Here is a 21,598-nt window from a genome sequence, read left to right as displayed (position 1 = left end):
GCGCTCCCGACTGTTACTCGACGACGTCGACGATGCGGTTCGCAAGGTCCGTATAGTGGTCGGTGCCCGCGCCTTTCTCTATGAAACCGGTGACGCCGGCACTTTCGGCTCGCTCGACCGTTTCCTCGTCAGCGGCGGCAGTCAGCAAAAAGAACGGGAGGTCGCCGGTCCGGTCGCGGACGGCCTCGAACAGTTCAAGGCCGTCCATCCCGGGCATCCGGTAGTCGCTGACGACACAGTCGATGTCCTCGTCGAAGATGCGGTCGACGGCGTCGCTGGCGCTCTGCTCGGTCAGGACCGTCAGAGTGGCCGATTCACGCTCGAGGAACGTCTCCGTCAGTTCGAGTACATCGCGGTCTTCGTCGACGACGAGTACCCGGATGTCATCATCCATCACCGATCACGCGGTACTCGTGTCGACAGCCCCGTCGATGCGCACGAATCCGTAGTCACACTCCGGACAGTCCCACTTGACTTTCCGACCGAGGTGCAGTTCCGTGCTTGCTATCTTCCAGAACGACCGTGTCTCGCCGCAGTTCGGACACTCGTGTTCCATTTCGAGGCTCATACGCACTCCTTCGGGCGCGTCTTAATTTAAATCTCCGGGTGTCGGTCGCGACCCCGGGCTGGGACGTTCCAGTCGTCCAGTGGACACACTGGTTCGAGTCCGATATGCATATTTGCCGTCAGACGGCCCCTGATATATGGCCGAGTACGGACTGGTGTCACTGGTTCCGCCCCTGCTGGCGATCGGACTCGCCATCGTCACACGGAAGGCGGTACTGTCGCTGTTCCTGGGAATCTGGGCCGGTGGAGTACTAGTCAGCGGTGGCCTGGGACTGGCACAGACCTTCGACTGGATTGTCGCCGCCGCGGCCGATGAGCTACACGTCCGCATCTTGCTGTTTACCCTGTTGCTCGGGTCGGGCGTCGGGATGGTCTGGCGACTCGGCGGGTCGCTGGCGCTGCGCAACTGGGCCTTAGAGCACCTCGACACGCCGCGGAAGGCCGGGCTGATCGCCTGGCTGCTCGGCCTGCTTTTGTTTTTCGACGACTACGCCAACACGGCCATCGTCGGGAGTACGATGAAAGACGTCTCCGACGGCCTGGCCGTCTCCCGGGAGAAACTCTCCTACATCGTCGACTCGACGGCGGCCCCGGTCGCGACGCTGGGCATCTCGTCGTGGGTAGCGTTCCAGCTCGGACTGATCGCCGACGCGTACGCGGAACTCGGCGTCGAGTCGGCCCCGCCGGCGTTCGAGGTGTTCCTGCGGTCGATTCCGTTCAACGCCTACGCCATCCTCGCGATCGCGATGGTCGCTATCGTCGTCGCGAGCGGCCGCGACTACGGGGAGATGCTCGACGCGGAGGCCCGCGCCCGGCAGACGGGTGCTGTCGTCCGGGACGGGGCGACGCCGATGCAGGACGTCGAGGGAACGCTCGGGACGCCAAGCGTGACCAACCCCCGGCTGCTCGCGTTCTTCGGGCCGGTTGCGGTCCTGATCGCGGTGACCGTCGGGGCCGCGCTCTGGACCGGTTACGAGCCGGGGGCCACGGCGTACGACGTGGTGACCGGCGCGGACTACGCGGCCGCGCTCACGTACGGGTCCTTTGCGATGGTGGGGTCGGGCTTTCTCCTGGGCAAGCTGTTCGATGTGATGACGCTCGGCGAACTGACGGACACGGTGATCGACGGCTTCGGTATCATGCTCACGGCGGTGTCGATTCTCGTCCTCGCCTGGGGGCTGGGCGAGGCCGTCGAGGCCCTGGGCACTGGGGCCTACGTCGCCGGCTACGCCGAGGCGGTCCTCGACCCGGCCGTGCTCCCGGTGGTGGTCCTGTTTATCGGGGCCTTTGTCGCCTTCTCGACGGGGACGTCGTGGGGGTCGATGGCTATCCTGACGCCCATCGTCGTCCCGGTCGCCTGGCGTCTCACCGGCGACCACACGCTCGTCGCGGCCGTCGTGGGCGCGGTCTTTTCCGGGTCGATATTCGGCGACCACACGTCGCCGATCTCCGATACGACCGTACTGTCGGCGACCTTTACCGGCGCCGATCTGATCGATCACGTCCGGACGCAGCTTTACTACGCCGTGACGGTGGCGGTCGTCGCAATCGCCGTCCTGCTCGCGTGGGGAGTCACCGGCATCACCCCGCTCGTGTGGCTCCCGTTCGGTGCCGTCGCGCTCGTCGTGCTGGTGTATGTCCTCTCGTCGCTGGACGCCGCACGCAAGGGGATCGACCCGGACGTCGCGGCCACGACTGGCGACCGCTCCCCCGACGACGCGGCGGAGCCGGCGGGTTCGGATGCTGATGGCTCGGCAGAGTCCTGACAGTCCCGACCCTGCTCGGCGACGCCGGGACGGGAACTACTGTTAAGAACTCGCCGCTCGAAAACTCCGGTATGGCCAGACGAACCACGCGGTGTGACGACTGTGGCTACCGGGTCCACTGGAACCCCGAGACGCGTGAAGGGCCGACGGTGTTTTTCGAGGAGGGGCTCTGTCCCAGCTGTGGCACGTCCTTCGAGGACCGCGCGCCCGTCTCGGCTCGCCGCGGCCGCAAGCGCCGGTGACCCCTGGCGTCCAGCCGCTGTGCCGCTTGCGGTAGCCATTTGTGCCACCCAGCCGACCGCCCGCGTATGCAGACTGTCATCCTCGCGGCGGGACAGGGAACCCGGATGCGGCCGCTGACCGACGGGACGCCAAAACCGATGTTACCTGTCGCCGACCGCCCGCTCGCGGCACACACCGCCGACGCAGCCGTCGAGGCGGGGACCGACGAACTCGTCTTCGTCGTGGGATACGAGGCCGACGCCGTCCGGGACTTCTTCGGAGCGGAGTACCGTGGCGTGCCGGTCACCTACGCTATTCAAGACCAGCAGCGCGGAACCGCCGACGCAGTTCGTGCCGCCCGCGACGCACTCGATGGGGATTTCGCCGTCCTCAACGGCGACAACCTCTACGACCCCGAGAGCGTGGCGGCGCTCTTTGCGGCCGGCCCGGCCATCGCCGCACAGGAAGTGTCGGACCCGACCAGCTACGGCGTCCTCTCGACTGACGGGACTCGGGTGACCGACATCGTCGAGAAGCCGGCGGACCCGCCGTCGAACCTGGCGAACGCCGGCGCGTACGTCTTCCCGGCGGTCGCACGCGAGTGGCTGGACGTGCCCGAATCCGAACGGGGCGAACACGAACTGACCGACGTCGTGGGACGAGTCGTCGACGAGTTCGACGTGACCGCCGTCGAACTGGAACGCTGGCTGGACGTCGGCCGGCCCTGGGAACTGCTCGAAGCAAACGAGTGGAAACTCGGCGACCTTTCTCGAGACATCCGCGGGGACGTGGCCGATGGCGCCGACCTCCGGGGTGCCGTCGTCGTCGAAGACGGCGCGACGGTCGAACCCGGCGTCGTCATCGAGGGACCGGCGCTCGTCCGGTCGGGCGCGTCGGTCGGGCCCAACGCCTACATTCGCGGTGCGACACTGCTCGGCGAGAACGTCCACGTCGGCCAGAGCGTCGAACTGAAGAACACGGTCGTCCGTGCGGGCACGAACGTCCCACACCTCTCGTATGTCGGCGACAGCGTCCTCGGGCAGGACGTGAACTTCGGCGCGGGAACGACGGTCGCGAACCTCCGTCACGACGACGAGGCGGTGGGCCTGACGGTCAAAGGCGAGCGCGTCTCGACTGGCCGGCGGAAGTTCGGCGTCGTCGTCGGCGACGGCGCGAAGACGGGAATCGACACCAACCTCAACGCCGGCGTCGTCCTCTCGACTGGCGCGACGACGAAACCGGGCGAGACAGTCACCCGGGACCGGTAACCGATTCGGCTGCCGTCCCGCGGTCCGGTCTGTGCAAGACAATCGTGAAGGTAAACCCTCGATATATGGGATTAAGTAGGGGCGTCCCGAGATTCGAACTAACATGGTTGACCCCACTTCGGACCTCGGCGAGGACGTCTCCGAGGAGGATGCCCCCGCGTGTGCGACCTGTGGCGTGACGATTCTGGACGACCCACGCCACCGCGTCATCACGTGGATAGACGACGGCCAGGTACAGAGCGCGCACTTCTGTGACGACGAATGCCGGATGGACTGGGACGGAACGGCCTGAGTCGCGGGTCAGGTTCCCCCCTCTGTTCTCCCGCGGTTTCGGTACCACTGTACTGGCGCGCCCACGACCAGCAGTGCCGACACGAGCGTTCCGAGCACCTGCAACTCCTGGAACCAGTAGGGGAGTGCCGGGACCACGGAGTGGGCGGCGACAGTCAGCGTCGACAGGACCGGGACGCCGCCGCCGACGGCATCCGCGACGGAACTGTTCTTGTAGGTATCCCGGCTTTCTGTGTCGTTCTCGCCGACGCGGTCGGCCTCGTAGGGGATTCGTTCGGTTTCGACACTCCATATGAGGTCCCCGTCTTCGTCGACTTCGACGAGGCGCTGGTTGCGCGTGTCCGTGACGAGCGTGTTCCCGTTGGCGAGTCTGTCCGCGTCGCGGGGCCAGCTAAACTCGATGCCTTGGGCTTCAGAGAGTGACCACACGGGTTCCCAGCGGCCGTTTGCGGTGCGGTGAAGTTCGACCACGCGGTCGTTGTCGCTGTCGGCGACCAGCACTGCGCCGTCGCCGAGCCACTGTGGGTTGTGCTGGTGGTTCAACACGTCCGGGTTGCCACACCGAATCTCACCGTCGCCGTCGTAATCGTTCAGATTTCCGTTTCTCGTACACGAGTTCTCGCCCTCGTCCGAGCGGTCCCCGTTGATGACTTCGACGACGCCGGCGCCGCGCTCGATGACGAGAATCTGGTTTGCGTTGCGCACCGAGAGCAGGAAGCGGTCGTCGCCGATGTAGTCGACGTCGTTGATGTGGAGCCAGTCGGTACGCGTGGGGTCCTCGGGCGCGTCGTAGAAGGAACTGGCCCGCCACTCCCACGTTGTCGACCCGTTCTCGACGACGAACAGCCGCTCCTGGTCCATGTCCGTGACAGCGACACTTCCGTCCGGGAGCGGTTTCGCAGCGTGGGACTCGCTGTTGGTAATCGACCGGACTGGAAAGCTGTACTCACTGACGACCGTCGGTTCGGGGTCGGGGTCGACGATGCGGTAGCCGGTGTGCGTACAGGGCGCGTCGTAGGGGCCACAGTCGGTGTAGCCACCCTCCGCGAATCCGACCATGACGCTCCCGTTGTCGAGGCGTGTGACTTCGAAGTTGCTGTCGGCGCTGTCCTCTTTCCACGCGACGTCGGTGCCGTTCAGGTGGTAGACACTGCCGTCCTCGTGGTAGCCGGGGCCGCCGCCGTGAGAGCCGACCAGCGTCTGTCGCGGTTCGCCGGCCGTGCTGTTGACCGCTGTTCCGTCCTGAATCGGTGGCGCGAGCGCGGCGCTTGCACCCACTGTCACGACTAGCAGACCGAGACCGGCAAGCAGGAACCACGACCAGGGGACCGTCGGGCGCATACCGATACATGCTCCCCAGACGGTATATGAGCGCTGTGGTCGGTTCGACACGAAAGACAGACACCCCTCGAAACCCAATAGGTCCTATGGCATTGAGTTCGCGCGGACTGTTCGCGCTGGTGTTGCTCGTCGGTGTTGCGGGGACCGGCATCTCCGTGCGACTCGTGAACGTGGCTGGCTACAGCACCCTCGGGTCGCTCATCTGGTTTCTTGGCTACGGGACGACTATCTTCCTGCTGTGGTACGGCTGGCTCCGCGAGATGGACATTACGGGGCAAAACGACCCCGACGACATCGCCGATGCAACTGAGACAAGCGAGACTGAGCGGACGGACTCCTGAGCGACACTCGTCGCGCTCCCTGCGCCACGCCGTGACGCTGTCGACGGTCTCGACCGACTCCTGTTCGCGCCGGAGTGGGACTGTGTCACCGAGAGTTCTGTTTGCCGTGCGGTAACATGTGAGAAGAGACCAAGCGACTTTTTGGTGGCGTAAAAACCGTTGGCGTGGGTGGAGATTACCCGCCTGCGGTGGCACGCAGCCGACTACCCGAGCAGTTGCCTGAAGTGCGCTGTCTCCTTGTCGGTTCCGGCGATGATGAGTCGGTCGCCGGACTCGACGCGGAAGTCTGGGCCGACGTTCGTCTGCACTTTCCCGTCGCGTTCGACGGCGATGACCGTACATCCGGTGCGCGTTCGGACGTCGGCGTCGGCGAGTGTCTGCCCGACCAGTCCCGGCGCCTCGGTTCGTCGGATGTTGACCTGGGTGTCCATCGAGATTACCGTCTCGTCGTCGAGCACTGCGGAGGCTGTCATCCGGCCAGCCACCTGCGCGAGCGAGAGGACGTAGTTGGCCCCCGCACGATACATCTTCTGGACGGCCTCCTCTTCTTCGGTCCGGGCGGCGATGTCCAGGTCGGTGTTCAAATCACGCATCACGAGCGTCGCAAACTCCGTCTCCGTGTCGTCGGGGATGGCGAGAATCACCGAGCGGGCGTCCTCGATACCGGCCTCTCTGAGGGCGTTCTCGTCGCTTGCCGTGCCGACCACGTCTACACCCGGCGCGTCGTTGAGATTCAATACTGTGTAGGGCTGGCCGTCGGCCGCGAGCGCCGAGGTGATGGCCTGCCCGACTTGCCCGTGGCCGACGACGAGTACCTCACCGCGCTCGAACTCCCGGACGGCCGATTTGGGGACCTGCTCGACCTGCTCTAGCTGGTGTTCACGACCGCTGACGAGCAGTACGGTCCCGGGTTTCAACGCCCGGTCGGGGTCGACCGGTGTCTGGAACTCGCCGCCGAACCACGCGCCGATGACGTTGACGCCGGTCCGTTCTCGCAGCCCCGAGGTCGCCAGTGTCGTCTCCGCGAGCGGACTGCCGTGGTGGACCAGCAACTCCGCGATTTCGAAGTCCTCTCCGACTTCGATGCCGTCGCCCAGCTCTGTCGTCACACCCGTCGAGATGACTTCCGCGAGTCGCTCTCCCAGCAGGGGGCGGGGCGACAACACGACATCTGCGCCGGCGAGTTCGTGATAGCGGGTGCTGTCAGGGTCTTCGACGACGCTGACGACGCGGACGTCCTCGGAAATCTCACGTGCGGTGAGGACGATGCTGGTGTCGACCCGGTCGGAGACGTCGGCGACGAGTGCGCGTGCCTCGGCGACGTTTGCACCTCGCAGTCCGTCGACTACGTCGGGTTCGGCGTTGATGACGTTGTAGTCGTTCTCTCGGAGTGTTGCCGCTTGGTCCCGGTCGGGTTCGACGAGAACGTACTCGACGCCGCGGTCTTCGAGTTCTGAGATGAGTGTGTCGGCCCGCGGGGAGAACGTAGCGATGACGACGTGGTCCGAAAGTCCGTTCTCGACAGCGCCCGGCACCGACGTCGAAAGGACATCCTCCATCGCAGGGAACAGGAAGACGGGGAGAGCGAGGAATATCATCACAGTCCCGATGGTGTCCATCGCGATGATGACGACGTTCATAAACGTCGTCTCCCAGGGCGCGTCGGAGCCAAAGCCGGTCGTCGTGAACGTCTCGACGACAATCTGGAGCGAACGAAGGAAACTGCGGGGGCGGTTTTCGAAGTTCGTCATCCCGTACTGGTAGACGAGGGTAAACGCGAACACAAAGCCCGTGAGGACAAAGAGATAGTATATCGTCCGCCGTTGCCACCGATTCATACTCGCGTACAGTCGCTGGCCCGATTAAAACGTACTGTGTCGGGGATTCGAGTGGAGATTCAAATACGATGGGGCGACCACCCGCAGGTGTGACATTCGTACTCGGTCGCGAGGCGGGCGTCGACGCCGGTCCGGTCGGCCGACTCGGCGCCTACCGCGCGCTGGATGGCAGCGACGGCGCACCGCTGTATCTCGATGTCGACGGTCCACACGCGGCGCTGGTCGTCGGCAAGCGTGGCTACGGTAAATCCTACACCCTCGGCGTCGTCGCGGAGTTTCTCGCCCGAACGCCCGGCGTGGCACCCGTCATCGTCGACCCGATGGGCGTGTTCGCGCCGATGGCAGACGCGGAGGACACTGATGGTCCGGTTCCGGCGACAGTCGTCGCCGAGCCCTCGGTCGCACCGACTGCACTGGACCCTCGGTCGTGGTGTGCCCTGCTCGGCCTCGACCCCGAGAGCGGGGCAGGCAGCCTCGTCTGGCGGGCCGCCCAGACGGGGGACCGGCTTCCGGCGATGCGCCAGTCGATAGACGACGCGGACGCGCCCACGCGTGACCGGCGCGCGGCCATCAACCACCTTTCACTCGCCGAGTCGTGGGGCGTCTTCGACGACGAGGGACTGTCGGCACAGGACCTCGCCGGCCATGCACTGACCGTCGTCGACGTCTCGGGACTCGACCCGGCACCGATGAACGCCGTCGTCCGGGGCATCGGTGACGTGCTCTATCGGATGCGCGTCGACGAGACAGTCGAGCGACTCCCCTGGCTACTCGTCGACGAGGCGCACGCGTTTTTCGACGGTGTTGCACGGGCTGCACTCGAGCGGATTCTCACGCGGGGCCGGGCGCCCGGTGTCAGTCTGGTCGTTGCGACCCAGCGGCCAAGCGCGATTCCTCCGGTCGCCGTCTCACAGTCGGATATTCTGGTTGCACATCGGTTGACCGCCCAGACTGACCTCGACGCGCTGGCGCGTGCCCGGCCGACCTACCTGACCACCGCGCTGGAAAACCAGCTCCCGTCGGTACCCGGCGAGGTGGTCGTGGTCGACGACGCGACCGAGACGGTCCACACCGCCCAAGTCCGGGAGCGGCAGACGCCACACGGTGGGGACAATCCGAGGGTCAGCGACCGCTCGTGGGCGGACACACTTGGCGCTGGCCGGTGAGGAGGACTCCAAAAACGTGTGACACTGGATGGGCCGTCGACCTGGGTCGCTACGACACCTGTACGTAGTGGGCGTAGACCGTCTCGCCGCCCTCCTGGCGCTCCTCCTGGTCGAGGAGCGTGACGCCGTCGGTACCACTGGCCCAGCCGTCGATGTCGCTCATGCTTCCCGAGTCGGTCGCCACGACTTCGAGCACGTCACCTGCGGTCAGCTCGTCGACGGCCTGTTTCGTCTTTACGACTGGCATCGGACACGATGCACCCTTTACGTCGAGCATCTCTGTTACGTCTATCTCGGAACTCATTATCTCTCGTCATTCTACCGTATCGGCCCGGTGGGTTATAATGTTGTTGTTTGAGTACACAACCGGGCGGGAAGTCTTGGGTTCACGAACCGCTTCGGAAACAAGCCGACGACTGCGAAGTGCGGATATTGGACAGAAACTACTGTTCTTGTGAACTACACACGTACGCTCCGGAGGCGGTTGACACCGCGACACCATCCTTACTGAGTGCGGTTGCCACGACCAGTGCCGAGAGATCGCGTAGCCACTCATAACTTATACATCAGTATCGGTCAGTTATGGCGATATAGTATTGTGCAATTAACCCAAAACCGTTATTTACTTCCTGCCAGTAGGCATTCCCGTGAAGAATCCCGCAATGTTCACAAAACCATTCCCAAAGGTGGCTAGCTATGTTCGGCATTGAGACCCTCAGCGGAAACGCACAGGCGGCCGTCCTCGTTGGCCTCGTGCTCGTCGAGGCGTTCCTGTTGTACGTCGGGTACGGATGGCTCGAGTCCCAGGTTGGCCCGTCGTTCAAGCGCGTCCTGCAGGGCCGGTGTGCAGTGATGGACATGCTGCTCAGGCGCTGTACTGTCGACAATAAGGGAGGGCCAAAGCAATGATGGAGATATTTGGCGTCAGCGCGTCGCTGATTGCCCTGTTCGTGGGATTCGGTCTGCTCATCGGAATCCTGTTCGGGTTCTTCGGGATGGGCGGTTCGTTCCTCGTGACGCCGGCGTTGCTGGTGATGGGGTACGAACCCAACGTGGCGGTCGGGTCCGGGCTCGCGTTCGTCTTCGGGACGTCGGTCATCGCGACGCTGAAACACCGTGACCTCGGGCAGGTCGACTACAAACTCGGCGTGTTGATGATTGCCGGGACGACTGCCGGCATCGAAGTCGGGAAAATCGGGCTCGAGTATCTCCAGCACATCGGTGCCGCAGACACGTTCGTCAGTGTCGCGTACATCCTGTTACTGGGTGGTATCGGTGCGTTCGTCACCCGAGAATCACTGAAAAGCGACGACAGTGGTGGCATCGACCACGACGCAGAAGATATTGACCCCGACGAGGCAGACATCCCGGACATCGCCCAGAAGATTCAGTCCTACCGCATCCCCCCGATGATGTCGCTCAAAGGTGGCTTCGAGGCGTCACTGTGGATGATTCTGGCCGTCGCCTTCCTGACGGGTCTGCTGTCGGGCTTCCTCGGCGTCGGTGGTGGCTTCATCCGGATGCCGGCACTGTTCTACCTCATCGGCGTGCCGGTCCCGGTCGCCGTCGGGACTGACCTCTTCGAGATTGTCTTCTCCGGCGGTCTTGGGAGCTTCCTGTACGCCCAGTCCGGTGCGGTCGACCTGACTATCGTCGTCCCGCTCCTGGCCGGGAGTGCACTCGGCGCCCGGATCGGTGCCATCTCGACGAGTCTCGTCGACGAAGAGGATATCAAGGTGTACTTCGGCATCATGCTGTTGCTCGGTGCTGTCGCTGTCGCCGTGCGAAAGGCCGGCGATTACCTCGAGATGCCGGTTCTCGACACGGTGAGCCTGTTGATTATCCTGGGTGCCGCGTTGCTGGTCAGTGGCGCTGTCTCCCTCAGTGCCATCCGCGAACTGCGGGCGGAAGCCAGCGACCAGACGGTCGCAGCTGACGTCTGACTGGCTGCACCCTATCTTTTAGCGTTCTCTCCAATATTGCCGACCCGTTGTCGTCTGCGCTGAGGAGTAATTCTCTTTCCCAGGACTTTTCGAGCCAATTTGTCCAGGGCCGATTTCTATTCTGCTCTAGTGGTTATAGTAGTATTGCACAAAGTCCACAAGATATATGTGCAACAGGCTGCAAACAGTGGTTGTAACATGGACCCAGAAGAGTTTCCGACACCCGACGTCGAAGTCGATGAACTTGACCCAGCGACACTCAAGCAGCGTATCGACGACGGCGAGTCGGTGACAATTCTCGACACCCGAATGGAGAGTGACTTCGACGAGTGGCACATCGAAGGCGAGTCGGTGACCATCGCCAACGTTCCGTACTTCAACTTCCTCGACGACGAGGTCGACGACGAGGTTCTCGACCAGGTGCCCGAGGGCGACCCGCTCGTCGTCCTCTGTGCGAAAGGTGGCGCCAGCGAGTACGCCGCCGGCAAACTGGCGGAGAACGGCCGCGACGTCGTTCACCTCGACGACGGGATGAACGGCTGGGCGCGCATCTACGAGCGCGAGGAAGTCTCCCGCTACGACGGCCCGGGCACGCTGTACCAGTACCAGCGTCCCTCCAGTGGCTGTCTCGGCTACCTGCTCGTCTCCGACGGCGAGGCCGCAATCGTCGACCCGCTTCGTGCCTTCACCGACCGGTATCTCGACGACGCCGACGAACTCGGCGCCGACCTGACCTACGCCTTCGACACGCACATTCACGCCGACCACATCAGCGGCGTGCGCGAACTCGACGACCGTGGCGTCACGGGCGTTATCCCCGAGCAGTCACGCCAGCGTGGTGTGACCTACATCGACGACCTCGAAACGGCCGACGACGGTGACACCTACGCCGTCGGCGACGCGACCGTCGAGACCATCTACACGCCCGGTCACACGTCCGGTATGACGTCGTATCTCCTCGGTGAGAGTCTGCTCGCGACCGGCGACGGACTCTTCGTCGAGAGTGTCGCGCGGCCGGACCTCGAAGAGGGCGACGAAGGTGCACCCGACGCCGCACGAGAGCTTTACGAGACGCTCCAGACGAAGGTTCTCCCGCTCGACGACGACGTGCTCATCGGTGGTGCACACTTCAGCGACGCCGCCGAACCCGCCGAGGACGGCACCTACACCGCACCCATCGGGCAACTCGAAGAGGAGATGGACGCACTCACGATGGACGAGGAAGACTTCGTCGACCTCATCCTCTCCGATATGCCGCCCCGGCCGGCCAACTACGTCGACATCATCGCGACTAACCTCGGCCAGCAGACTGCCGACGACGAGGAGGCGTTCACGCTCGAACTCGGACCCAACAACTGTGCAGCCAGTCAGGACGCCCTGACCGGCGACTGACGACGCTCCCACCCCCAGCGGTTTCCAGTCTGTCCCACACGCTCCCCCCTTTTGCCGTCGTGAACCACGCGCTGTTTTGCCGTATCTCACCGCCCCAAATTGGCGATAGCCGCCAGGCTACGGACAGCGACGACGACGCAGTTGATTAACGTGCCAGCGGCCCCCCGCAGGTCTACTGCCCGCTCGAGCGAAACCTGGGCACGCCTGGGGCGAATCGAGTCACAAAAAAGACGTGAAACTGGAGCCGACGAGTGGCCGATTAGCGAGTCCGGGCCGGCGGCACGAGCAACACGTTCGACTCCGACTGGGCGGTGATATCTTCCGAGACGCTCCCGAGCATGAGTCGCCGCATCGGGCTCTGACCTCTGGACCCCACCAGAATCGAGGTCGGGTCTACCTCTTTCTCGACGCCGAGGATTTCCTCGGAGGCCTCGCCGTGTCTGACCATCGTCTCCGTCTCGATTTCCATCTCCTCGAGTCTCGCTGCCAGTTCGTCGAGCCGAATCTGGGGGTCCGGGACGGCGTCTTCGTCACCTGCTGCGCGTCGCTCCGGCGGGGCAACGTGGAGCAGGGTCGCCTCCTGTGTGGCCGTCGAGAGGTGGTCGAACTGCTCGAAGGCCCACTCGGCGTTCTCCGAGAAGTCCGTGGCATAGAGGACACGCTGGAAGAGGTGTTCGTTGGCGACCTCGTGTTCGTCGTCGTCCTCGACGATGCGCTGGACGAGCAGCGGCCGCGTCGAGGTCCGGGCGACGTTGCGTGCCGTACTCCCGATGAACCGCTGTTCGAGTGGGCTCTGACCGCGCGACCCGACGATGACCAAATCCGCGTCTATCCGGTCGGCCAGCCCGTTGATACGACGGTGTGGGGTCCCCCGCATCACGTGTGTGTTGACGGCAAAGCCCTCTTTTTCGAGCATCTGCTTTTGTCGGGCCAGCCCCTTCTTCGTTCGGCCGCCGATGTCGCTGCCGGGCATCCCGGTCGTGACGTTCGGACTGGTGACCGTGATGAGGTCGAACTCCTCGATTCCGTACCGTTCGAGACACTCCAGACACGTCCGAGAGCTGATTGCGGATTCGATTGCATCGGACAGGTCCGTTGCGAATACTGCGCGCATACGTCCAACTTGGTTCAACGGCGTATTTAGTCTTGTGTATCTTGTACAATAGCAACTCTGGTGTACTGTGCAGTTTCACACCGGCGTCACTTCCTCCTGATACGAGCCGTAGTGGTCCTCGAAGACCTGCATAATTTCGCCCATCGTGGCGTACTCCTTGACGGCGTCGACGATGGACGGCATCACGTTTTCGTCGTCTTCGATGGCCGTCGAGAGTGCTTCGAGGGTTTCCTCGACAGCGGCGTCGTCTCGGTCGGCTTTGACCTGTTCGAGTCGGTCGAGTTGCTTCTCCCGGGTCCCCTCGTCGATTTTGAGGATGTCCGGGTCCGTGTTCTCCTCGATTACGTACTTGTTGACGCCGACCACGACTTCGTCGCCGTCTTCGACACGCTGCTGGTACTCGTAGCTGGCATCCTGTATCTCCCGGTGGAAGTAACCCTGGTCGATGCCCTCGAGGACGCCGTCCCTGACCGAACCATCACCCATCGCCTTGATTTCCTCGATGTAGTCCATAATCTCGGCTTCCATCTCGTTTGTGAGCGCCTCGATGGCAAACGAGCCACCCAACGGGTCGACGATGTCGGCCGCGCCCGACTCGTCGGCGATGATTTGCTGGGTCCGGAGCGCGACCCGGACCGCCTTCTCGCTCGGGAGTGCGTGTGCCTCGTCGAAACTGTTCGTGTGCAGCGACTGGGTCCCGCCGAGCACGCCAGCGAGTGCCTGAAGCGTCACGCGGACGATGTTGTTCAGCGGCTGCTGGGCGGTTAGTGACTGTCCCGCGGTCTGGGTGTGGAACTTCAGGCGCTTTGCCGCCGGCGTGTCGGCGTCGTACCACTCGTCCATGACGCGTGCGTAGATGCGCCGAGACGCGCGGAACTTCGCTATCTCCTCGAAGATGGAGTTGTGTGAATTGAAAAAGAACGACAAGAGCGGTGCCACGTCGTCGATATCCAGTCCACGGTCGAGACAGTCCTCGGTGTACGCGAAGCCGTCGGCGAGGGTAAAGGCGGCCTCCTGTGCGGCAGTCGAGCCGGCCTCCCGGATGTGATATCCCGACACCGACACCGGGTAGAACTTCGGCGTCTCGTCGATGGCAAACTCGATGGTGTCTGTCACGACCGACAGCGCCGGCCGCGGGGGAACGACCCACTCTTTCTGTGCGATGTACTCTTTGAGCATGTCGTTCTGGAGGGTCCCGCGAATCTCCTCGCGCGGGATGTCCTGCTCGTCGGCGAGCGCGAGATACATTGCATAGATGACTGCCGCAGACGGATTGATGGTAAACGACGTCGAGACCTCGCTGATGTCGATGCCGTCGAACAGAATCTCCATATCACGGAGCGTATCGACGGCGACGCCTTCCTTGCCGACTTCACCGATGCTCATGGGGTCGTCCGAGTCCAGTCCCATCAGTGTCGGCATGTCGAAGGCCGTCGAGAGGCCGGTCTGGCCCTCGTCGATGAGGTAGTGAAACCGCTCGTTGGTCTCCTCTGCGGTCCCGAACCCGGCGAACTGGCGCATCGTCCACGTCCGCCCCCGGTACATCGTCGGGTACGCGCCCCGGGTGTACGGCTCCTCGCCAGGGAAGCCGATGTCCGCCTCGAAGTCGATGTCGGCGATGTCCTCGGGGGTGTAGAGCCTGTCGACCTCGTGGTTCGACACCGTCGCGAACCGCTCTTTTCGCTCCCCACGTTCGAGCGACGGGTCGAGGGTCTCCGTTTCCCACTCGTCCCGTTGCTCGGATATTTCGGCCAGTTCGCGTTCGTCAAACATTACCACGAACTTGGCCCGCCGCGTGTAAAATATTTGCCGGCGGGTCGGGATTCCCGTCGGGCGAACAGCCCGCCGCAGGGCGTCTCAGTCGAGCAGCTGGTCGGCGATGGTGTTGCGCAGGATTTCGCTGGTACCCTCGTAGATCTCGTTGAGCTTTGCGTCGCGGTAGAACCGCTCGGCGGGGAAGTCCTTGACGTAGCCGTACCCGCCGTGGACCTGAATCCCCTCGTTGGCGACTTCACGGGAGACCTCCGAGGCGTAGAGTTTCGCCTGGGCGGCCTCTTTCACGTAGCGTTCGCCGCGCATCTTCTTGTCGGCGGCACGGTGCATGAGCATCCGGGCCGCTTCCGTCTTGGTGTCCATGTCCGCGAGCTTGTGCTGAATCGCCTGGAAATCGGAGATTTGCTGGTCGAACTGCTCGCGGTCCTGAGCGTACTCGAGTGCCTGGTCGAGTGCGGCCTGTGCGATGCCGACACCGCGGGCGGCAATCGAGATTCGGCCGCCGTTGAGCGTCTTCAGCGCCTGCTTGAGTCCTTCGCCCTCGTCGCCGATGAGGCGGTCCTCGGGAACGTGCAAGTCGTCGAAGCGCAACTCCGCGGTCGGACAGCCCTTGTCACCGAGTTTGTGCTCTGTCCCTTCGACGAAGAACCCGTCGTCCTCCTCCGGGCGGACGATAAATGAGGAGATACCCTTCCCACCTGCGTCCGGGTCGGTCTTCGCAAACACCGTCACTGTATCAGCAACGCTTCCGTTGGAAATCCAGAGTTTCTCGCCGTTGATGACGTACTCGTCGCCGTCCTTCTCGGCGGTCGTGTCCATCGCAGGAACGTCACTGCCCGCCCCGGCTTCCGAGAGTGCGAACGCACCAATCTCGTCGCCTTCGGCCATCGGCGTCAGGTACTCGGATTTCTGTTCTTCATTCCCGAAGTCGTACACCATGTTACAGGCAAGCGAGATGTGGGCGGCCACGATGGTGCCGACACCCCCGCTGCCACGGGCAATCTCTTCGAGTGCCATCGCGTAGCTGTGGTAGTCGAGTCCGGCGCCGCCGTACTCTTCGGGAATGGGCATCCCCATGAGCCCCAGTTTCGCCATCTCGTCGATGATGTCCTGTGGGAACTCGTCGGTCTCGTCGATGTCGCTGGCGCGGGGGACGACCTCCTCGTCGACGAACTCTGCGACCATATCCCGAATCTGTTGCTGTTCCTGTGACGGGCTGAAATCCATACACGGCACTACCGTTGCGGTCGTGATTATACTATCGACTCAGAGAAACTAGTCACCGCTCCCGTTTCCGGACCAGCGCGGTCCGGTCGAACTCACAGACCAGCGGTTCGCCCGTCTCCGCTGTGCCGTCCGGCGCAGTGCCGGCGACTTTGAACACCTCGACGTGCATCGTGACCGTGCCACGCTCGCCGTCGCTGGTCTCACGCGTGTCCGTCACCGTCGACTGAACGCGGATGGTGTCGCCGTGAAACACCGGGCTCGGGTGTTCGACGCTGTCGTACGAGAGGTTCGCGACGACCGTCCCGTCGGTCGTGTCCGGAATCGTCAGCCCGACCGCGAGACTCATCGTGTAGAGTCCGTTGACCACTCGCTGGCCAAACTCGGTGTCGGCGGCGAAGTCGGCGTCCAGATGCAGTGGCTGCTGGTTCATCGTCAGGTCGCAAAACGACTGGTTGTCCGCTTCCGAAATCGTCCGGCGTTTGTCGTGTTCGATGGTCTCTCCGACCTCGAATTCCTCGAAGTATCGTCCTGTCATTGGTCTGTTGTGGCTGGTTTTGCAAGACGGGGCGTTCAGAGGATGGTGCCGTGTTTTTTGTCCGGTCGGTCTTTCTCGACGTCTTCGTAGAATGCAAAGCGGTTCTCCAGTTCCGTCCGGAGAGTACTGGGCGGGACGATTTCGTCGATGACGACCTCGCTTGCCATCCGGTGGACGTCGATGTCCTCGCGGTACTCCTCGCGGAGTTGCTGTTCTTTCGCGTCGCGCTCGTCTTCGTCGTCGATTTCGTCGAGCTTTCTGGCGTAGACGGCGTTGATGGCGGCTTCGGGTCCCATAATCGCAATCTCCCCCGAGGGGAGCGCAATCGTCGATTCGGGGTCGTAGGCCGGGCCGGACATCGCGTAGATGCCCGCTCCGTAGGCTTTCCGGACGACCACACACTGTTTGGGCACCGTCGCCGAAGAGGTGGCGTAAATCATCTTCTTGCCCTGTTCGAGAATCCCCTCTTTCTCGACGCTCGAACCGGCCATGAAACCGGGCGTGTCCGCCAGATACAGCAACGGGATATTGTACGCGTCACACTTCCAGACGAACTGGGCGGCCTTCTCCGCAGAATCGGGGAAGATAGCGCCCGCTCGCTGTGCTGGCTGGTTCGCGACGATACCCACCGGCCTGCCGTCGATGCGGGCGAACCCGGTCAGAATCTCTTTGCCGTACTCCGGCTGGAGCTCGAACCACGAGTCGGCGTCGACGACCCGGTCGATAACGTCGGTCATGTCGTAGCCCCGGTTCGGTTCCTGGGGAATCACGCCGTCGATGCCCTCGGGCGACCGCGCGGGTGCCTGTCCGTCTGTGTGCGGTGGTTTCTCGTCGCTGTTGTCCGGGAGATAGCTGACGAGTTGGGAGACGAGTTCGCGGGCGTGTTCCCCGTCGTCGGCCACGAGGTCGGCACTGCCGGACTCCCGGGCGTGGACGTCGGGACCGCCCAGGTCCTGCATGTCGATGTCCTCGCCGGTGACCATCTTCACCATCCGCGGGCTGGCAATCGCCATCGCTGACATCTCGCGGACCATGACGGTGAAATCGGCAAAGACCGGGGTGTACGCGGCGCCAGCGATGCTCGGGCCGTAGAGGACACAGATTTGCGGGACGCGGCCCGACAGCAGCGAGTGGTTGTAGTAGTATTTCCCGATGCCTTCGCGGTTGGCGAAGAAGCCGGACTGCTGGTCGATGCGGCCACCCGACGAGTCCATCAGGTAGATGACGGGCTGGCCGGTCTTCATCGCGCGCTGTTGCATCCGGAGGAACTTCTCGACGCCCTTCGCGGCCATGCTCCCCCGCTTGACGGTGTAGTCGTTGGCCATGAAGTGGACGTCACGGCCGTCGAACGCCGCGGCGCCGGTGACGAGTCCGTCCGCCGGGAGCCGGTCCTCGGCGTCGAACTCCGCGAACTTCCCGTCCTCGAATAAGAGTCCGTCTTCGCCAAACCAGAGGTCAAGCCGGTCGCGAACGAACTTCTTGCCCTGGTCGGGCAACTGTGCTTTGTACTTTTCTTTGCCGCCCTGCTCTATCTCCTCGATTTCCGCCCAGAGCTGTTCTTCGCGTTCGGTCGGTCCGAGGCCCTCCTCGGTGGGCGGTGTCTCGGCGGCTTCGGCGTCGGACGGGCCGTCGTACGCTGCACTGCCGATTTCGGTCCCGTCAGCGGCGGTGACCGTCACGTCGTCTTCGAACCGCGTTGCGAGTGCCTGGGCAATCGCCTGTGCCTCGTCGTCGGTCGTATCGGTGGAGACGCGGACTTTCATCGGTAGCAACCCCCAGACGGACAGGATACCGCTCTCGCTGACGGCCTCGGCGCCGATGCCGAGATTTCACTGGCACTCAGTCCTCGACTCACACTGTCCCCGCGACTCGCATCTAATCTCTTCCTGAACATAGCTACCAGCTCACCAGTCGTCGCCAGTGCGCCGCTCGTTCCTGGACGCCGACATCGCTGTCGGCCCGCTGTCGTGACTGCTCTTTGACTGACAGCCACATCGTTGGTGCATGGTATCAATCAACATTTCAAATGCTCACCGTGCGTATTTGTAGCTTACGTTGGTCGTGGTGAACCGCCGGACGCAGCCAGATTTCACTGCCCTAGACTAGTCGTTCGCCATCTCGACGATATGGATCTCCTGTGCAGCGACTGGCCGGGGGAGTCCCGCCGTCGCGACTGTGCCGGCTCCGAGCGCCCCAGAAACTGGCGTTGTGATTGTAGGACAGTTCTATTCGCTATCGAAACCTGGGGAGACTCCGCTTTTGGATTCGAAGGGGGACTCTCGGAAGGAATTACCGGGGTGTGTTCGCGTCGATGACTCGTGTTCGGGAAACCGAACGTAATCGATCACTCCGAGCGTTCGAGCCTGTCCCGACGCGTCTCGAACTCTTCGTCAGTGAGGTCACCGCGGGCGTACGCCATGCGTAATTCCTCCATCGCGGGATTCTGCGACGATTGCGAGTCCGTTACCCGACGGAAGACCAGGTATCCACCGCCGAGCAGGATGAGAAGGAAGACCACTTGGACGAGCATCCCCGCGATTGGCCACCAGCCGCTGGTTGTTCCGTACCCGTCCATCATACCACCGTATCCCATCATACCACCGTAGCCCATCATCCCGCCGAATCCCATCGTGAGAAAGGGCAAAACGATGAATGCCCCGAGGATGAGGAGGACAATGGTCGTGGTGTCGAGTTGGTTCGATGACGACATAGCTTAGGCCTCCGATGGTAGTCCAAGTTCGTCAGCGACACTGGTGAGGACGCGTTCGAACCGGTCGCTGACCTCCGTCGCGATCGAGTCGAGCGCCTCATTGTCGGCGATGCTGATGAGCTGTTGTGGATCGACTGTACTCACAATGACCTCTCCGTCGTCGGTTTCGTAGACGATGACGTTACACGGGAGGAGAGCGCCGAGTTCGATCTCTTCGTTCAGTCCCTCGTGTGCGAGTGCCGGATTGCACGCACCGAGGATGCGGTACTGTCGAAACTCTTCGCCGAGTTTCTCTTCGAGCGTTGCCTGGACATCAATGTCACAGAGCACGCCGAATCCTTCGTCTTCGAGCGCGTCAATCGTCTTTTCGACCGCTTGGTCGAAGTCTCCAGCCACGGACTTTTGTATTGTAGCTCTCATGCAATATAGTTCTCTCTTGATGGACTTAAGCGTAGGTCCCGAAGCGGTGGTCAGTCAGCGAGGAAAAACGTACCCGTCGTCACAGCGGCTTGTTCCGTGCGGAACCCTCTCACCCTTCGGTGTGGGTTTCCTCTTCGTGGCCGCCTTCTTCGGTACTGGTACTCTCGTCGTGTCCGCCGTCCTCTTCGTGTCCGCCTTCTTCAGTACTAGTACTCTCGTCGTGTCCGCCGTCATCTTCGTGGCCGCCGTCCTCTTCGTGCCCGCCACCCACGATGTCACGGACCATCGTGTTGAGTTCCTTGAGCTTTCCGCGAACTTCCTCGGGTTTGTCCTCCGGAATCGTCTGGAGCGCCCGCTGGTCCTCGACGTGAGGCTCTCCAACGATGACGGTAGCCATCATCCCGAACGTCTCGTGGGGCGTACAGAGGTAGTGATAGACCCCCTCGTTCTCGAAGGTATGCTCGAACGTCTCTCCTTCTTCGGACAACATTCCGCTGTCCCAGGCCTCGGTCCCGTCCGGAACCAGTTGAGGTTGATCGTTTCCGGGGTGGTATGCAGTCGCGGTGTGCGACCCGCTCTCGAGGCGCCACGTGACTGTCCCTCCGGGTTCGACCCACGTGACGTGAGGGTCGAAGTGATACTCGGTCGAATCTCCGTTCCGCGCGGTGTTGACCGCCACTTCCCGGGAGGCCTTGGGTTCGCTGACCGTGTCGTGGCCGTGCGCTTCGTCCCCGTGCCCAGCCTGGTCGTCTCCGGAGTTCTGATCGTTGGATGCCTCCGGAGCGCCGGTACATCCGGCAAGTCCAGCAACAGCCAGGCCAGCGGTTCCCGCAAGCAGTCCCCGTCGCGTGAGTCGGTGTTCGCTCATAACACAGGTCACCTTACAGTTCGAGAGAGGGTGGCCGGGGAAATAGGGGGGAAGCCTGTTTTGCACGCCACGCAAAATGGTCCCTGTTTTAAGTACCATCGAGCAACTACTCGTAGTGCGAGGAACTGCCGTGTCCACTGACGACCACGCTGACGACCTCCTGGAACTGCTGGGCCAACAGCGGGTCCGGCAGATCCTGGCTGCGACCAGCCGCGACCCAAAGTCGGCAAAGGAACTCGGCGAGGAGTGTGACGTCGCCCTCTCGACGATCTATCGCCGGGTCGAGGAGATGATCGAAAGCGACCTACTCGTCGAGCGGACACGCATCGAATCGGACGGGAGCCACCACAGCGTCTACGAGGCGAATGTCGACCACCTCGATATCGATATCGACGACGGGACCATCGACGTCGACGTCCACGTTCGCGAGGACGCCGCCCAGCGCTTTTCGCGCATCTGGAGCGACATCCGGGAGAGTTAACCAAGCATGCACATCGAACTCGTCATCGCAAAACTCGTTACGATCGGACTCGGGCTGTTGATAACGTACCAGGCATACAAGGGGTATCGAATGTACGACAGCGAGCCGATGCTGTATGTCGCCATCGGCTTCCTGTTCATTAGCGTCGGATCGGTTATTGAAGGCGTCCTCTACGACGTCGTTGGCCTCTCGATTTTCCTGGCGGGAACGATCCAGACGGCCGTCGTCGCGGTTGGCATGCTCGTCATCCTGTACTCGCTGTACGGTCGAATCCAGTAGCAAGCGACGGGGGAGGAAGACCCCATGGACTGGACTGTATTTTATATCGAAGGAAC

The 21,598-nt window shown here is 62.9% G+C and carries 23 protein-coding genes and 1 pseudogene; 11 read left to right on the top strand and 13 right to left on the bottom strand.

Annotated elements, in window-relative coordinates:
- Nucleotides 1–13: 13 nt before the first annotated feature.
- Both QYL91_RS15115 and QYL91_RS15110 read right to left on the bottom strand, forming a co-directional pair.
- A complete protein-coding gene (locus tag QYL91_RS15115; protein ID WP_302081319.1) occupies nt 14–394 on the bottom strand; it encodes a response regulator in 381 nt (126 codons plus the stop codon).
- 6 nt (nt 395–400) lie between these two features.
- Nucleotides 401–568, bottom strand: coding sequence for a DUF7838 family putative zinc beta-ribbon protein (locus QYL91_RS15110; RefSeq protein ID WP_302081318.1), 168 nt, complete (start codon nt 566–568; stop codon nt 401–403).
- Nucleotides 569–704: 136 nt separating this feature from the next.
- Here QYL91_RS15110 and QYL91_RS15105 point away from each other — a divergent pair, with 136 nt between their 5' ends.
- From QYL91_RS15105 to QYL91_RS15090, 4 genes are all read left to right on the top strand, one after another.
- Nucleotides 705–2,333: a Na+/H+ antiporter NhaC family protein gene (locus QYL91_RS15105; protein WP_302081317.1), complete on the top strand. Its 1,629-nt coding sequence runs from the start codon at nt 705–707 to the stop codon at nt 2,331–2,333.
- A gap of 71 nt (nt 2,334–2,404) precedes the next feature.
- Nucleotides 2,405–2,575: a hypothetical protein gene (locus QYL91_RS15100; protein ID WP_302081316.1), complete on the top strand. Its 171-nt coding sequence runs from the start codon at nt 2,405–2,407 to the stop codon at nt 2,573–2,575.
- Nucleotides 2,576–2,641: 66 nt separating this feature from the next.
- The gene (gene glmU / locus QYL91_RS15095) at nt 2,642–3,823 is read left to right on the top strand and encodes a bifunctional sugar-1-phosphate nucleotidylyltransferase/acetyltransferase (RefSeq protein ID WP_302081315.1); all 1,182 of its coding nucleotides are present in this window, start codon (nt 2,642–2,644) and stop codon (nt 3,821–3,823) included.
- A 103-nt stretch (nt 3,824–3,926) separates the two neighbouring features.
- On the top strand, nt 3,927–4,115 hold the full coding sequence (locus tag QYL91_RS15090; RefSeq protein WP_302081314.1) for a DUF7576 family protein: 189 nt from the start codon (nt 3,927–3,929) through the stop codon (nt 4,113–4,115).
- Between the two features lie 8 nt (nt 4,116–4,123).
- Here QYL91_RS15090 and QYL91_RS15085 read toward each other — a convergent pair whose 3' ends face one another.
- Nucleotides 4,124–5,455 carry an aryl-sulfate sulfotransferase gene (locus tag QYL91_RS15085; RefSeq protein ID WP_302081313.1) on the bottom strand — a complete coding sequence of 444 codons (1,332 nt, stop codon included), beginning with the start codon at nt 5,453–5,455 and terminating at the stop codon, nt 4,124–4,126.
- 86 nt (nt 5,456–5,541) lie between these two features.
- Here QYL91_RS15085 and QYL91_RS15080 point away from each other — a divergent pair, with 86 nt between their 5' ends.
- Nucleotides 5,542–5,796, top strand: coding sequence for a DUF7996 family protein (locus QYL91_RS15080; RefSeq protein WP_302081312.1), 255 nt, complete (start codon nt 5,542–5,544; stop codon nt 5,794–5,796).
- Nucleotides 5,797–5,999: 203 nt separating this feature from the next.
- On the opposite strand, the gene QYL91_RS15075 is transcribed toward QYL91_RS15080, so the two are convergent.
- Nucleotides 6,000–7,634 (bottom strand): potassium channel family protein, encoded by a 1,635-nt coding sequence (locus QYL91_RS15075; protein WP_302081311.1) that lies wholly within the window; start codon nt 7,632–7,634, stop codon nt 6,000–6,002.
- Between the two features lie 89 nt (nt 7,635–7,723).
- On the opposite strand from QYL91_RS15075, the gene QYL91_RS15070 reads away from it, so the two are divergent.
- Nucleotides 7,724–8,800, top strand: coding sequence for an ATP-binding protein (locus QYL91_RS15070; RefSeq protein ID WP_302081310.1), 1,077 nt, complete (start codon nt 7,724–7,726; stop codon nt 8,798–8,800).
- A 49-nt stretch (nt 8,801–8,849) separates the two neighbouring features.
- On the opposite strand, the gene QYL91_RS15065 is transcribed toward QYL91_RS15070, so the two are convergent.
- Entirely contained in the window at nt 8,850–9,104 is a 255-nt protein-coding gene (locus QYL91_RS15065; RefSeq protein ID WP_302081309.1) for a sulfurtransferase TusA family protein, read from the bottom strand.
- A gap of 392 nt (nt 9,105–9,496) precedes the next feature.
- On the opposite strand from QYL91_RS15065, the pseudogene QYL91_RS15060 reads away from it, so the two are divergent.
- The 3 genes and pseudogenes from QYL91_RS15060 to QYL91_RS15050 form a co-directional block, all read left to right on the top strand.
- Nucleotides 9,497–9,640, top strand: a pseudogene (locus QYL91_RS15060) (DUF7512 family protein); the annotation flags it as partial.
- 68 nt (nt 9,641–9,708) lie between these two features.
- Nucleotides 9,709–10,743 (top strand): sulfite exporter TauE/SafE family protein, encoded by a 1,035-nt coding sequence (locus QYL91_RS15055; RefSeq protein WP_302082881.1) that lies wholly within the window; start codon nt 9,709–9,711, stop codon nt 10,741–10,743.
- Between the two features lie 198 nt (nt 10,744–10,941).
- Nucleotides 10,942–12,135 carry an MBL fold metallo-hydrolase gene (locus QYL91_RS15050; RefSeq protein WP_302081308.1) on the top strand — a complete coding sequence of 398 codons (1,194 nt, stop codon included), beginning with the start codon at nt 10,942–10,944 and terminating at the stop codon, nt 12,133–12,135.
- Nucleotides 12,136–12,394: 259 nt separating this feature from the next.
- Here QYL91_RS15050 and QYL91_RS15045 read toward each other — a convergent pair whose 3' ends face one another.
- The 8 genes from QYL91_RS15045 to QYL91_RS15010 form a co-directional block, all read right to left on the bottom strand.
- The gene (locus QYL91_RS15045; RefSeq protein WP_302081307.1) at nt 12,395–13,249 is read right to left on the bottom strand and encodes a universal stress protein; all 855 of its coding nucleotides are present in this window, start codon (nt 13,247–13,249) and stop codon (nt 12,395–12,397) included.
- Between the two features lie 75 nt (nt 13,250–13,324).
- A complete protein-coding gene (locus tag QYL91_RS15040) occupies nt 13,325–15,022 on the bottom strand; it encodes an acyl-CoA mutase large subunit family protein (RefSeq protein WP_302081306.1) in 1,698 nt (565 codons plus the stop codon).
- 84 nt (nt 15,023–15,106) lie between these two features.
- A complete protein-coding gene (locus QYL91_RS15035; protein ID WP_302081305.1) occupies nt 15,107–16,249 on the bottom strand; it encodes an acyl-CoA dehydrogenase in 1,143 nt (380 codons plus the stop codon).
- 52 nt (nt 16,250–16,301) lie between these two features.
- Nucleotides 16,302–16,784: a MaoC family dehydratase gene (locus QYL91_RS15030; RefSeq protein ID WP_302081304.1), complete on the bottom strand. Its 483-nt coding sequence runs from the start codon at nt 16,782–16,784 to the stop codon at nt 16,302–16,304.
- Nucleotides 16,785–16,819: 35 nt separating this feature from the next.
- The gene (locus QYL91_RS15025) at nt 16,820–18,547 is read right to left on the bottom strand and encodes an acyl-CoA carboxylase subunit beta (RefSeq protein WP_302081303.1); all 1,728 of its coding nucleotides are present in this window, start codon (nt 18,545–18,547) and stop codon (nt 16,820–16,822) included.
- Between the two features lie 581 nt (nt 18,548–19,128).
- Entirely contained in the window at nt 19,129–19,494 is a 366-nt protein-coding gene (locus QYL91_RS15020; RefSeq protein ID WP_302081302.1) for an SHOCT domain-containing protein, read from the bottom strand.
- A gap of 3 nt (nt 19,495–19,497) precedes the next feature.
- On the bottom strand, nt 19,498–19,914 hold the full coding sequence (locus QYL91_RS15015) for a DUF302 domain-containing protein (RefSeq protein WP_302081301.1): 417 nt from the start codon (nt 19,912–19,914) through the stop codon (nt 19,498–19,500).
- 109 nt (nt 19,915–20,023) lie between these two features.
- Nucleotides 20,024–20,782, bottom strand: a complete 759-nt coding sequence (locus QYL91_RS15010) for a cupredoxin domain-containing protein (protein ID WP_302081300.1) — start codon at nt 20,780–20,782, stop codon at nt 20,024–20,026.
- A 130-nt stretch (nt 20,783–20,912) separates the two neighbouring features.
- Between QYL91_RS15010 and QYL91_RS15005 the strand changes: the two genes are divergently transcribed.
- Together QYL91_RS15005 and QYL91_RS15000 are read left to right on the top strand one after the other, a co-directional pair.
- Nucleotides 20,913–21,263 (top strand): winged helix-turn-helix domain-containing protein, encoded by a 351-nt coding sequence (locus QYL91_RS15005; RefSeq protein WP_302081299.1) that lies wholly within the window; start codon nt 20,913–20,915, stop codon nt 21,261–21,263.
- A 6-nt stretch (nt 21,264–21,269) separates the two neighbouring features.
- Nucleotides 21,270–21,542, top strand: coding sequence for a DUF7521 family protein (locus tag QYL91_RS15000; RefSeq protein ID WP_302081298.1), 273 nt, complete (start codon nt 21,270–21,272; stop codon nt 21,540–21,542).
- Nucleotides 21,543–21,598 lie beyond the last annotated feature (56 nt).

This window comes from Salinibaculum rarum, from assembly GCF_030505615.1.
In the GTDB taxonomy this organism is placed as follows: Archaea; Halobacteriota; Halobacteria; order Halobacteriales; family Haloarculaceae; genus Salinibaculum; species Salinibaculum rarum.
The sequence above is the reverse complement of the archived record's forward strand: the minus strand, read 5'-3'. Positions and strand labels throughout refer to the sequence as shown.